Source organism: Streptomyces sp. NPDC007875 (assembly GCF_042868035.1).
Classification (GTDB): Bacteria; Actinomycetota; Actinomycetes; order Streptomycetales; family Streptomycetaceae; genus Streptomyces; species Streptomyces antimycoticus.
The window spans coordinates 17,748-30,397 of record NZ_JBIADZ010000006.1 but is presented as its reverse complement, the minus strand read 5'-3'; the positions used below and the strand labels follow the sequence as shown (position 1 = coordinate 30,397).

10 protein-coding genes are annotated in these 12,650 nt (G+C 70.8%); 1 reads left to right on the top strand and 9 read right to left on the bottom strand.

Annotation, left to right across the window (positions count from 1 at the left end):
• Positions 1–140: 140 nt before the first annotated feature.
• Positions 141–656 (bottom strand): hypothetical protein, encoded by a 516-nt coding sequence (locus ACFYOY_RS14750; protein ID WP_388587283.1) that lies wholly within the window; start codon positions 654–656, stop codon positions 141–143.
• Between the two features lie 156 nt (positions 657–812).
• Between ACFYOY_RS14750 and ACFYOY_RS14745 the strand changes: the two genes are divergently transcribed.
• Positions 813–3,167, top strand: a complete 2,355-nt coding sequence (locus ACFYOY_RS14745; protein ID WP_388587281.1) for a SpoIIE family protein phosphatase — start codon at positions 813–815, stop codon at positions 3,165–3,167.
• Positions 3,168–3,240: 73 nt separating this feature from the next.
• Here ACFYOY_RS14745 and ACFYOY_RS14740 read toward each other — a convergent pair whose 3' ends face one another.
• The 8 genes from ACFYOY_RS14740 to ACFYOY_RS14705 all read right to left on the bottom strand — a co-directional run bounded on the left by ACFYOY_RS14740 (position 3,241) and on the right by ACFYOY_RS14705 (position 12,379).
• Positions 3,241–5,586, bottom strand: coding sequence for a glycosyl hydrolase family 65 protein (locus ACFYOY_RS14740; protein WP_351878139.1), 2,346 nt, complete (start codon positions 5,584–5,586; stop codon positions 3,241–3,243).
• 96 nt (positions 5,587–5,682) lie between these two features.
• A complete protein-coding gene (locus tag ACFYOY_RS14735; RefSeq protein ID WP_388587278.1) occupies positions 5,683–6,606 on the bottom strand; it encodes a DMT family transporter in 924 nt (307 codons plus the stop codon).
• An 87-nt stretch (positions 6,607–6,693) separates the two neighbouring features.
• The gene (locus ACFYOY_RS14730) at positions 6,694–6,843 is read right to left on the bottom strand and encodes a hypothetical protein (RefSeq protein WP_388587275.1); all 150 of its coding nucleotides are present in this window, start codon (positions 6,841–6,843) and stop codon (positions 6,694–6,696) included.
• Positions 6,840–7,862, bottom strand: a complete 1,023-nt coding sequence (locus ACFYOY_RS14725) for a Ppx/GppA phosphatase family protein (protein ID WP_351878133.1) — start codon at positions 7,860–7,862, stop codon at positions 6,840–6,842. Before ACFYOY_RS14725 ends, ACFYOY_RS14730 begins: the two co-directional genes overlap by 4 nt.
• Positions 7,863–8,002: 140 nt before the next feature.
• Complete coding sequence (locus ACFYOY_RS14720; RefSeq protein ID WP_351878130.1) at positions 8,003–8,230, bottom strand: CDGSH iron-sulfur domain-containing protein; 228 nt, start codon at positions 8,228–8,230, stop codon at positions 8,003–8,005.
• Complete coding sequence (locus ACFYOY_RS14715; protein ID WP_351878127.1) at positions 8,211–8,864, bottom strand: HemK2/MTQ2 family protein methyltransferase; 654 nt, start codon at positions 8,862–8,864, stop codon at positions 8,211–8,213. The genes ACFYOY_RS14720 and ACFYOY_RS14715 overlap by 20 nt, the downstream gene beginning before the upstream one ends.
• Positions 8,865–8,922: 58 nt before the next feature.
• Positions 8,923–10,962, bottom strand: coding sequence for a CocE/NonD family hydrolase (locus ACFYOY_RS14710; protein WP_351878125.1), 2,040 nt, complete (start codon positions 10,960–10,962; stop codon positions 8,923–8,925).
• A 97-nt stretch (positions 10,963–11,059) separates the two neighbouring features.
• Positions 11,060–12,379: an ATP-grasp domain-containing protein gene (locus ACFYOY_RS14705; protein WP_351879506.1), complete on the bottom strand. Its 1,320-nt coding sequence runs from the start codon at positions 12,377–12,379 to the stop codon at positions 11,060–11,062.
• Positions 12,380–12,650 lie beyond the last annotated feature (271 nt).

The following is a 12,650-nucleotide window of genomic DNA, read 5'->3' as shown; positions in this document are numbered from 1 at the left end:
GGAGCAGCGGGCCAGGGCTGGTGGTCGGACGCCGTGCCCCGTGCCCAGCACGGACGGCATCGGCCGCAAGAGTGTCGGCGTCGAGAGCATCGGCCCCAAGAGCGTCAGCCTCAGCGGCGTCGACCTCAACGGCATCCGCCTCAAGCTCGCACCGGAGCGGCGGCGGCAGAGGGCATCCGCCGCGCCTTGATCCGCACCACGGCGAGCCGGGACAGGACCTGTGCCAGGGCCATCAGCAGCAGGGCGGCCGTCCACGCAGCGGAACCGGTGATCAGGTTGTCGCGGCTGAACTGTGCGACCGTCGTGGAGCCGCCGTGGGTCGCCCAGTACTCGAATCCGGCGCGCGAGGCCATGCCCACGATCCACAGGGCCGCGGCGACCGCTCCGGCCTTGGCCAGGGCGACTCCGTCCGAGCCGCGCTGCACAACTGTGGCGGCGCCACACGCGGCGCCCAGGGCCGCCCCGGCGAGGACCCCCACGAGGTCGAGCTGGACGTCGTGCCCCTGGGTCGGGAAGGACCGCAGGTAGTACGCGGCCGCGGCGGCGACGGCCAGCACGGGCAGCAGTGCGTTGCGTGGTGTCTGGCGGGTGCCGCGGATCTGCGGGATCACCAGGAGGATCAGGGCGGCGGAGATCAGGTAGTCGGTGGTCGTCATGGCGTAGAGCGTGCCGCGCACGCGGGCGCGGAACGTCGGCCCGTGGGTTGATTGCCCCGGTCAACCCACGGGTTGAGGCGCCACCGCCCTCGTCGGTCCCGCGGGCGCGGCGAATCCCCTGGCTACCCAGCATGCTGGGAGGTGGAGGTGGTTGCCGTGGCCGGTGATACCCCGCTGTTGATCGTCGACAGCAGTGGCAAGGTGGTGGAGTGGAGCCACCGGGCAGAAGAGCTGCTCGGCCGCCCGGCTGACGAGGTGATCGGGCGCCCGGTGACCGACCTGCTCGGCTCTGCCCCGCCCGCCGGCAGTGCGGATGTGGACGACTCCCGCCAGGTCGATCTGCGTGATGTCGCGTCCGGACCCGCCGGCGAAGGGCTGCACGTCCAGCCGCTGCCGCGGCACGACGGTTCGGTGGTATGGAAAATCTTCCTGCCACCGGCGAACGGGACGCTGACCGCCATCAAGGCGGCGGTGCTCGAAGCGATACACGCCTACGCGCCGGGCCCGTTGTTCGTCGTCGACGGCGAGCTCCGTGTGGTGTCGGCCAACGCGGCCGCACAACATATGTGCGGCACGGACCTTCAGCAGCTGAAGGGACGTTCCCTCAGCGCCGTATGGTCCCTCTCCGCCCCGGCCGATGTGGAACGGATACTGCGCCAGGTCCTGGCAAGCGGTGCTCCCGTGCCGGGGCAGGTCGTGCCCGCTCGCCCGAAGAACGATCTTCAGCGGACGCACCTCGCCATCTCGGCGTTCCCGTTGCGGGACGGGCTGGGGGCAGTGGTCATGGCAGCCGATGTCACGGATCAGGAGAAGACCCGCCGCAGGCTGCGGACCATGCGCGCCGTGCGGGAGCGGGTGGGACGCACCCTGGACGTGGTGGCCACCTGCCAGGAGCTGGTCGAGGCGTTGGTCCCGGGCTTCGCCGATGTCGCTGTGGTGGAGGTGGTCGAGCCCGTGGTGCGCGGGGAGAAACCGCCGCTCAGCCCGCTGGGACGGGATGTGCCGCTGCGCCGCGCCGCCTTCGCTCACAGCGGCGGTGAACGGCAGACCCGGGCGCATCCGGTGGGCGACGTGCGCGCCCTGTTCTTCCCCACGCCCTACGCCCAGGCGCTGGTCGACCTCAAGCCCCGCGCGGTCGTCCTGGGACCGGACACCCCCTGGCTGGCCGCCGACCCCGCGCGGGGCCGGGCGATCCTCGAATCCGGCGTACGTGCCCTGCTCACCGCGCCCCTAACCCTGCGTGGAACGGTCCTCGGACTGGTCAGCCTCTACCGCACCCGGCAAGCCGCCATCTTCGATGACAGGGACGTCGCCCTCATCCTGGAACTGGCCACACACACCGCCCTGAGCATCGACAACGCCCGCCGCTACACCCACGAGCACACCATCGCCTCGGCGCTCCAGCGCCACCTGCTGGCCCCGGTTCCCGCCTCCCAGACCGCGGTCGAGACCGCCCACCTGAACGTGCCCGACGACCAGGGAGGCGGCGGCTGGTTCGACGTCTTCGGCCTGCCCGGTGCCCGCACCGCCCTGGTGGTCGGCCAGGTCGCCGGCCATGGCATCCAGACCGCGACCACCATGGGACAGCTGCGGACCGTCATCCACTCGCTCGCCGCACTCGACCTGGGACCCGACGAACTCCTCGCCCGGCTCGACGACACCGTCACCCGCCTCGTGTGGGAGCGGAAGGCGCTGCCCGCGGATGACCCGCTGCGCAGGCAGCCGCTCAGCGCGACGTGCCTGTGCGTGATGTACGACCCGTTCTCCCGTACCTGCGCCATCGCCTCCGCCGGACACCCGCCGCCCATGCTCGCCGGGCCCGAGGAGACCCCCCGCGTTCTCGACCTGGCCGTCGGCGCGGCCCTCGGCGGCGGGAGCGGCCCCCCGTTCGCCACCACCACCGTCCCCGTCGCCGACGGTGATGTCCTCGCCCTCTACACGGCCGCGCTGCCGGCCGCCGACCGGGCCGAGGACGGCACCGGCGGCCCGCGGCTGCTCCCGCGCGTGCTCGCCGATGTCGACCGACCCGTGCAAGACCTGTGCGACGACGTCCTCTACCGGCTGCGCGCAGACGCCCTCTCGGGCGATGCCATCCTCCTCCTCGCCCGCACGCACGCCTTCCCCGCCGACCGCGCCGCCGCCTGGCCCCTGGACGACGACGCGACCGCCCCGGCGATCGCGCGCCGGCACGCCCGGTCCCAACTCGCCACCTGGGGCCTGGACGAGGACACCGCCTACGCCACGGAAGAGATCGTCAGCGAACTGGTCACCAACGCCCTGCGCTACGGCGCGCCGCCCGTGCGTCTGCGCCTCATCAAAGATCGGACCCTCACCTGCGAGGTCCACGACTCCAGCCCCACCGCCCCCCGGCTGCGGCACGCCGGGACCGTCGACGAGGGCGGCCGCGGCCTGTTCATCTGCGCCCAACTCGCCCAGAACTGGGGCATCCGCTACAACGGGCAGGGGAAGACCGTCTGGACCGAGCAGCCCCTCACGCAGCATCCCGAGTAGCACCGGCGCGGGCTGTCCGGGCAACGGACGGGCCCCGGCCCGGATCGGCACCGGCCTGACCGGTGGGTGACGGTCAGCGGCGTGGTGCGGGTCGTCTGCCCGGCGGTTGGGCGGGCTCGGGCAGGGCCGCTGGGCGCTCGACGGGGCGGGTCTCGGGCGAGCCCTTGGACAGGGTGATGACCTCGCCGCCGTGGCTGATCCGGAGCGGCTCGCCATCCCGCAGTGTGTAGGTGACCTGCGAGCCCGTGATGTCGACCCGCAGGCAGCGCTGCCGGATCAGCACGGAGAAGGCCAGCCGGCTGAGGCTCTCGGGAAGCCGGGGCGCGAAGTACAGGAGGTCCCCGTGGTCGCGCATGCCGCCGAAGCCGGCGACCAGTCCCACCCAGGTGCCTGCCAGGGAGGCGATGTGCAGGCCGTCGCGGGTGTTCTTCTCCAGATCCGCCAGGTCCATCAGCGCGGCCTCGCCCAGGTAGTCGAAGGCGAGCCGCACATGGCCCACTTCGGCGGCCATCACACACTGGACACAGGCCGACAGCGAGGAGTCCCGGACCGTCAGCGGTTCGTAATAGGCGAAGTTGCGCGCCTTCTGGTCGGCTTCGAAGGCATCGCCGCACAGATACATCGCCAGCACCAGGTCCGCCTGTTTGACCACCTGCTTCCGGTACAAGTCGAAATACGGGAAGTGCAGCATCAGCGGGTACAGCTCGGGTGGCGTGTCCGCGAAATCCCATACGTCGAGGCCGGTGTAGCCGGCCGACTGCTCGTGCAGCCCGAGCGCACTCACATACGGCACGGACATCGCCTTGGCCGCGTCACGCCATGTGGCGGCCTCTTCCTTGTCGACACCGAGTGCCGCGGCCTGCTCCGGGTGGCGCTCTGCCACATCGGCGGCGGCCAGCAGATTCGCCCGGGCCATGAGGTTGGTGTAGGCGTTGTCGTTCGCGAGCGCGCTGTACTCGTCGGGGCCGGTGACGCCATCGATGTGAAAGCGGCCCCCGGAATCGTGGTGACCGAGGGAATGCCACAGCCGGGCCGTTTCCACCAGCAGTTCCACACCGGTGCGCCGTTCGAAGTCGGTGTCGCCGGTGGCCCAGACGTAGCGCACGACGGCGGCGGCGATATCCGCGTTGATGTGGAAGGCCGCGGTCCCGGCCGGCCAGTACCCGGAGCACTCCGCCCCGTCGATCGTGCGCCATGGGAAGACCGCACCCCGCAGTCCGAGCTGCCTGGCGCGCGCCCGCGCCGCCGGCAGGGTGTTCTGCCGCCAGTGCAGGGCCTCTGCGACGCAGTTCGGCGAGGTGTAGGTGAGCAGTGGCAGAACGAACGTCTCGGTGTCCCAGAAGGCGTGTCCGTCGTATCCGGAGCCGGTCAGGCCCTTGGCCGGGATCGACCGCTGCTCGGCCCGGCTGCCCGCCTGCAGCACATGGAAGAGGGCGAAGCGGACGGCCTGCTGGATTTCCGCGTCGCCGTCGACCTCGATGTCGGCATGGCGCCAGAAGCCGTCGAGATACTCGCGCTGCTGGTCGACCAGGCCCTGCCAGCCGGTGTTGCGCGCCCCGGTGAGCGCGGCCTCGACCTGGTCCCGGACGGCCGGCAGCGAGCGGATTCCGGACCAGCCGTAGGAGACGAACTTCTCGATGCGAAGCGTCTCGCCGGGCACCAGGACCGCGCTGACGGTGAAGCGGCCCACGTCGTCCGCGCTCTCACTGGAGCTCCGGGTGGATCCGGGGCCCCGCACCACATGGTCGGCCGCGGCCGCGATCCGCTGATTGCTCGCCGCCGTGTGGTGCACCAGGCGCAACCGCGTATCGACCGCGGCGTGCTCCTCGGGCCGAAGGCACGACCTCAGGGCGGCGCCGACCCGGGGATCTCCGCTGAGCGCGGGCAGTTGCTCATTGGCGACGAGCTCCGACTGCACGACCACGTTCGTTCGGGCGTCCACCGGCTCCACTTCGTAGGCGACCGCGGCGATGGCGCGCTGGGTGAAGGAGACCAGCCTGGTGGAGCGCACCCGTACCGTCCTGCCGACCGGCGACGTCCACTCGCAGACGCGGTGGAGCAGGCCGGTGCGCAGATCGAGCACGCGCTCATGCGAACGCAACCGCCCGTAGCGCAAGTCGAACGGTTCGTCGTCGACCAGCAGCCGGATGAGCTTGCCGTTGGTCACGTTGATCACCGTCTGGCCGGACTCGGGGAATCCGTAGCCGGCTTCCGCGTACGGCAGCGGATGCTGCTCGTGCACACCGTTGAGATAGCTGCCGGGCAGGGCGTGCGGCTCGCCCTCATCGAGGTTGCCGCGCCAGCCGACATGCCCGTTGGCCACGGAGAACACGGATTCACTCTGCGCGAGTACGTCCAGGTTGAGCTCGGTCTCGCGCAGACACCACGGCTCGACGGCGTAGGCATAGTGGCTGATCACTTTCGCCCCTCCAACAGCTCGTAGAGGTCCGACGCCACGACGCTCATTTTGTCCGGGAGGCCCAACTTCGCCGTATTCACGATTCTACTGGTGACGTCACCCGCGCGCCGCTGCGGGCTCCCCGAGGCCACCGAGTTCATCCCTGCTCCGGTCGACACACTGGGCGAGGCAACGCGTATGGGACAGCCCGAAAATCCCGTACAGGAGCACACCCAGCCCCAGCAGCGCCGGTACGAGCCAGAATCCGGTGCGCGGCTGCTCGCCGTAGAGCGTCACACCGAGACAGAAGCTCACCGTGGCATCGCCGAGCGTCAAAGCGGGTTGCGAGCCGATCAGCGGGCCCCCTTGCATGGCGACCCCCAGCAGGAACAGGGAAAAGGCGCCGACAGCCGCGAAGCTGTACGTCTGCCACGCGGTGAAAAAGGCGACGGCGCCCTGATCGGAAAGAATGTTCATGGCCGACTTGACCAGCGCCGCGGTGACGGCGTTTCCGATGGCCGCCGCTGCGGCGAGGCAGGCCGCTCGCATCAGACCGGTGGGGCGCCGCAGACCGGCGAGAACGAGGGCGGCACCGATCCCTCCGGTGACCGCGAGCCCCGGCACCCACCAGATCCCGGGCACCTGGTCGCGCCCTCCGGTGGGGGCCAGGGAGAAGAGGACCAGAGCCAGCCCACCGACGATGCAGGCCACGCAGATCCATGCCTTGCGCGTCACACCGACACGAAAGACGATCCCTCCGATCACCAGCGCCAGCGGAAGTTCGAGAATGAAGATGGGCTGTACGGTGGCCAGCGATCCGGTGGCCAGCGCGAGGGCCTGAAAGAGAGCGGCGAAGACGACGCCGAGCATCCCGCCGAACCAGACCGGAGTGTGCAGAAGGTCGCGGATCAGCCCGAGGCGCAATGATCGTGACGCGGGAACAGTGAGCGCGGCGCGGCGCTGCAACACCGTCCCGAGTGCGTTGCTGCCGGCCGCGAGCAGGGCGAACACGATGGACAGCACGACCGTCATCGTCACCATGGGCACCACCCCTGGGCTCGCGTTCTTCTCTCCTGGTGCGCTCCCTGGGCCCTTCCGCCAGGCTACACAGATTGCCCGCGGAGGCCATCAGATGGAGACCGGCCCTGGATCCTCCCGGTGGGCGAGGCCCAGGGCCGTGCGGCCGCCGTCCGTGCCGGGTCGGACGGCCACGCGGCCGCCGTCGACCGGCAGCACAGTGCCCTGGACGACGCTCGTGTCACGGCTTCCCGTTCTCATGCGTCGGCCGCAACCGCCCCGATGCCGTGGAGCCGCCGGTGGCCGTCGAGGGCCGGGAGCGAGGTGAGCGCCGGGGGAGCGGGAGGCTCGTCTTCGAGGCCGGAGACGTAGTCGAGCAGGACGCCCTCGCGCAGGCCCCACGGGCAGGTGGTGAGTCGCTTCACCTCCATGACCTCCATGGCGGCCTCCGCGACGATCGCACCGGCCAGGGACTGATGCGCCCTGGAGGCGGAGATGCCGCGCAGCCTCGCTCGCTGCTCGTCCGTTTTGGCCGCGAGTTGGGGCACCCAGGGCCCCAGGTCCTTCCGGCTGAGACTGTGGGGCGCGGGCAGGCCGTTGTGGGGCTGTGGCCTTCCGGCGAGGCGGGCCAGTTGCGTGAAGGTCCTGGACGTGGCGACGCAGGAGAGTGGCGCCGGCTGTGCGCGCAGTTCGGCGGTGCACTGACGGAGCACGGAGCGTACGTGCCGGCGCAACGCTTGGACGTCCCGCTTCTTCACCGGCGTGGCATCGGGCAGATGGTGGCGGGTGAGCCGGTCGGCGCCCAGGGGCAGGGAGACGGCGAGGTCGGGGTACCTGCCGCCGCCACAGGCGATTTCCAGCGAGCCACCGCCGATGTCGAGGAGCAGGATCCGCCCCGCCGACCAGCCGAGCCAGCCGCGTGCCGCCCTGAACGTCAGCCGTGCCTCCTCTTCGCCGGTCATGAAACCCACGCGGATACCGGTGGCGGCTTCGATCTCGCCGAGCACGGCGTCCCGGTTGGTCGCGTCCCGCACCGCCGATGTGGCGAAGGGGATCAGACGGTCGACATGGTGGGCGAGTGCGGCCGCGGCACTCGCGGTCACGGCGCTGACCAGGGACCGGATCGCGTCAGGCCGGATCACCCCCTGGCGATCGGTCGCCTCGGCCACACGGACCGGCTGTTTCCACGATGCCACCGGCTCCGGGGGCCTGCCCGGAGCCAGGTCGGCGATCATGAGGTGGACCGTACGGGATCCGATGTCGATCACTCCACAGCGCATATGCCCTGAGTGCCCCACCCACCACGATTTCAGACCTCCGTTGATCGCGCTTCACCTGGAGAACACCTGCGCAGGGGGTGCGCGGGGCTCCGGTGGGGGCGGCGACGGCGGGGCGGCATGGAGCGGCGGGCGGCGCTCTTCTACTTCGCCTCCGATCCGCGCCGCGACCTGGGCGGCCTGCGGCGGTGGCTGGTATCGCACCACGGGTAGCGCGCGCTGCGGCCGCACAGGCACACGGCCACCGTGAAACGGTCGGAGCGCACCACGCTGCCGTCGGGCAGGGTGATCTCGACCGGTCCCTCGATCAGCATCGGGCCATCGGTCCCCAGCCGCACCCGCACCGCGCGGTCACGTTCGTCGTTCGGCACGGATCACCACCAGCTCTTCCTTCGTCTCGCCCGGGGCGATCAGCCCCTGGGCCTCCAGCCAGGGCGCCTGCGCGCGCAGCACCGGCCCGAACGGGATCGTGCGGCGGTCGGCCACGGCCGTCCGCAGCCCGCTCTCCGTCAACTGCGCCACGGTTCGCTCCGCCCCGCTCAGCGCCGAGTGCACCAGCAGCAGCACGCCGCCGGGACGCAGCAACGGTGGCGCGTCCCGGCAGATCCGGTCGAGCAGCGCCCGCCCGTCGGCCCCGGCCCGCCAGGCCAGACCGCGGCCCCGGCGGGCCCGCCGCCCCGCCACCGGCACATAGGGCGGGTTGGCGACGATGAGATCGAACCCGCGGCCGGCCACCGGTGTCAGCAGGTCGCCGTGGAGGACACGCACCGGCAGCCCCTTGAGGCGGGCCCGCAGCCAGGTGGCGCCCACGGCGAGCGGTGAGACGTCCACCGCGGTCACCTGGGCCGCACCGCGCCCGGCCGCGACCAGGGCCAGGGCCCCGCTGCCGGTCCCCACGTCCAGGACGGCCGTGCCGGCCGTGATGTGCTCCCGCAGCAACGCCTCGGCCAGCAGGCACGTGTCGTCCTGCGGCGCGTACACCCCCGGCAGCGTCTTGAACACCATCAGCGCCGAGTACCCGCACAGAGCCGTGGTGTGCGCGTGCGATGCGGCGCGAGGACGGTCACAGACAGTCGCGGGGCAGCGTCTCGTTCCAGGTGCGCGAGAACACCCGCCGGTCGCCCTCGTAGCCGTCCAGCGTGGCATCGACGAAGAACTCCGTCTCGCTGGAGCGCAGCACCGTGCTCGTCACCACGCGTACGTCCCAGTCGTCGCGGTGGAAGCGCATGGTCCAGGTCGACTCGCCACCGACCGAGGTGAAGTCGTCCGCGACCGCGGTGTAGCGCTCGTACGCCCGGCGGCCGACATCCATCCCGATGTCTTCGAAGCGCTGGGTGCCCGCGTCCTTGACGATCTCCAGCTCGGACCGGTAGCCGACCAGGTCGCGCTTGACGTCCCAGCGCTCCTCGCGGGGCGTGAGCCGGGTCGTGGCGACGGGGGGCGTGCCCTCGGGCTCCCCGAACGGGCGCGGGGGCTGATCCTCGCCCGACGAGGCCCGGCGCAGCGGCAGCGTGAGGGTGCTGGTGGCCTCGTGGACGGTCAGCAGCGCCGGCCTCGGCGGGGGCCAGGCGAGCGGCCAGTACGACGTGGACAGCGACAGCCGGATGCGGTGACCGGGCGGAAACGCCTGGGCCACCCCGTTGAGCCGGACACGGGCGCGGTAGCGCCGGCCGGGCTCCAGCGGCTCGGGGTCGCCGATGGTCTCGCGGTGGGCGACATTGAGCAGACCGTAGGTGACACGGGTGGCGCGGCCGTCCGGAGCCACATCGGACAGCCGGGCGGCCACCATGGCGACCGGTTCATTGACCGACAGGTCCAGTTCGACGGAGGGCGAGCCGAGGATCTCCACCCGCTCGGTGAGCGGATCGGTCTCGAACACCAGCGAACCGCCGTCCTCCTCCCGCTGGTCGTACGGCAGGTCCGGAGGTGCGTTGTAGGAGGCCCACTTTCCGGCGAACTGGCCGACGGACAGCGGCGATTGGACGGTCAGCGGCTCGCCCTGCGCCTCCTGCCCGGACGACGTGTCACCGGGGGCGCCGATGCGCCGGCCGGTCAGCGGGTGCACGGCCGGCTCGACGTTGGGGGAGGGCCACCGGGGCTCCGCGATCCAGCGGCCGGGCCGTTCCTCGTAGGCGGTGGACGGCGCCACGCTGTCCTGCATCCACGTCCACAGCATGGGCCCGTCCATGACGCCGTTGTCCATGCCCTTCAGCCAGTGGTCCCACCACCGCACCACCTCCTGGAGATAGCCGATGGCCGGGCCCGGCTCGCCCAGGTGCGGGTACTTGTGCGACCACGGGCCGATCAGACCCCTGCGCGGTACGTCCAGCTGGCCGAGCAGCCGCGTCACGGCGTTGGAGTAACCGTCCGCCCAGCCGCTGGAGGCCAGCACGGGGCACTGTACGGCCTGGTAGTCCTCGCACACCGAGGCATGCCGCCAGTAGTCGTCGCGGCGCTGGTGGCGCAGCCACTCCAGCACCCAGGGGCGGGCGTTCTCCAGCCGCTCGTGCCACATCTCGCGCCAGCGCTCGCCGACCACCGCCGGGTCCGGCGGACACGTGGCGTAGGCGAACATGGTGCCCGCCTCGGCGAGGTTGTCGGACAGCAGGGCACCGCCCATGTAGTGCATGTCATCGGCGTACCGGTCGTCGGTGAACGAGGCGATGACGATGGCGCGCAGACTCGGCGGCCGCCGGGCGGCCACCTGCAGGGCGGCGAAGGCACCCCAGGAGATGCCCATCATGCCGGTGGCACCATCACACCAGGGCTGCTCGGCGAGCCACGCCAGGATCTCCTCGGCGTCCGCCTGCTCCTGTCCCAGGTATTCGTCCGTCAGCACCCCCTCCGACTCCCCGGTGCCCCGCAGATCGACGCGGACACAGGCGTAGCCATGACCGGCGATGTACGGATGGTGGATGGAGTCGCGCACAGAGGTCAGATCCCGTTTCCGGTAGGGGATGTACTCCAGCACCGCGGGCACCGGCTCCTCGTCCGAGGACGTGGGACGCCAGATGCGCGCCGACAGGCGAATGCCGTCGGACATGGGGATCGTGACGTGTTCCTCTTCCTTTGTCGCGCACGGCAGATTGCTCACGAGGCGCATAGGGCCGATCTGCTCCTTCCCTGGTGGCGGGGGTGCACGGGTGCCCACGGACGCCACCGGCACACCGGCCGCGTCCGTGGGCGGTCGCAGCCGGGGCTCAGCCCCGCTCCCTCTCCTGTTCGCTCTTCTGCTTCTCTTCCTGCCGACCGCCGGGGGCGGTGGCGTCGAAGAGGCGGTTCAGGGCGGCGACACAGCGGTCGTACTTCTCGCGCAGGTCCTCCTCGCTGTCTCCGCCGGTGAAGATGTGAGCGAGTTCGAAGCTGTAGCTGTCCTGCTGGTCCATCTGCGAGAGCCGCTGCCCCTCCTCGGGCACCACATCGATCCGTACGCCCGGGATCTCGCGCTCGATCCGCTCGATCTCCTCGTCGACGGGGGTGTCGTGGACCACGCCGTCGGCGAACCACCGGTAGTACCACTTGGCGGCCATCCGGTAGGGGCCGGCGCGGTACGGCAGGGCGGGGTCCTCGCCGAGGGCGAGGCTGAGCATGCAGTGGTGATTGGACACCCCGTCGACGTAGGCGAAGAGCTCGGCGTGCGACTGGGAGTGCCGGGGGTTGATCTCCAGGAGATTGATCTCGTCCGTCCCGGCGTCGTAGAAGTACTCGATGCTGAACGTCGCCCCGTCCATGCCGATCTGCCGCATGACCCGCCGGGAGACGTCATGCAGCCGCCGGATCACGGGCTCCGGCAGGGCCGAGGGGTACTGGTGGCGCAGAAAGGACGGGCTGTCGGGGTAGTCGATGGAGTCCAGCACGCCGTAGACGGTGACCTCGCCGCGGTGGACGTATCCCTCCACGGCGACCTGCACTCCGTTCAGCGCCTCCTCCGCGAGGCACACCTGACCGCCCACACCTTCCATCTCCGGTGGGAGTTCCAGCCGTTCGAGGACGGACTCGAAGGGCTTGCCGACGCGGCCGATGCCATCACGGATCTCGCCGACCGCCGTACGGAACTCCTCCTCGTCCTTGACGGAGAAGGCCAGCTCGGAGGAGTACGCGAGGGCCGGCTTGAGCCACATCGGGAAGCGGACACCCTCTGGTGGCTGTGGGTCGCGCGCCTCCAGATCCACCCGGCCGAACCGTGGGCACTCATCGATCACCTTCCGCTGCTCCAGCCGACTCCAGTACTTGTGCTCGCACTTGACCACCGACTCCAGGCTCGTGCTGCGCGTGCCGTAGCGCTCGCCGAGAATCGGTACGAGCGTGCTCACCGGAAAGTCCCAGTAGCCGACGATCGCGTCGACGCTGCCCTCGAAGGCATCCAGCACACCCTCCGCCTTGGCGATGAGATCCGCCACGGACACCTCGCCGCTCTGCAGATCCTCGATGGTGAGCAGGCGGTGGAACCGGTACCGGTCGGCACCGGGTCCACTCTCCAGAATGGGCTCATTGGCCTCGTCGAGGCCGATCACAAAGATGTTCTTCTCGGCCGCGCTCTTCTCGCCCGTGTTCTTCCCGGCAGCGTTCTTCTCGGCCGTGTTCTTCTCGGCCGTGTTCTTCTCGTCCACTGGGGTGGTCCCTCCCTGTGCCGTCGTTTTCCGGCGTCCTGAGTACCCCCCAGCGGGCGGCCAATCCCGATGTGACGTGGCGGTTCGGAGTGACTTCCTGGCGCCTTGAGGGGGAGCGCTGTTACGGGTGGTGGGTTCGTTTACGCTGTCGCTCGCTCGAACGGTGAGAGACGGGGTGACG

Coding starts and splice junctions, on each gene's coding strand:
- ACFYOY_RS14730 (WP_388587275.1), bottom strand. CDS start 6,843: ATGAGAACGGGAAGCCGTGACACGAGCGTCGTCCAGGGCACTGTGCTG.
- ACFYOY_RS14750 (WP_388587283.1), bottom strand. CDS start 656: ATGACGACCACCGACTACCTGATCTCCGCCGCCCTGATCCTCCTGGTG.
- ACFYOY_RS14710 (WP_351878125.1), bottom strand. CDS start 10,962: ATGCGCCTCGTGAGCAATCTGCCGTGCGCGACAAAGGAAGAGGAACAC.
- ACFYOY_RS14725 (WP_351878133.1), bottom strand. CDS start 7,862: ATGCGCTGTGGAGTGATCGACATCGGATCCCGTACGGTCCACCTCATG.
- ACFYOY_RS14735 (WP_388587278.1), bottom strand. CDS start 6,606: ATGGTGACGATGACGGTCGTGCTGTCCATCGTGTTCGCCCTGCTCGCG.
- ACFYOY_RS14715 (WP_351878127.1), bottom strand. CDS start 8,864: ATGGTGTTCAAGACGCTGCCGGGGGTGTACGCGCCGCAGGACGACACG.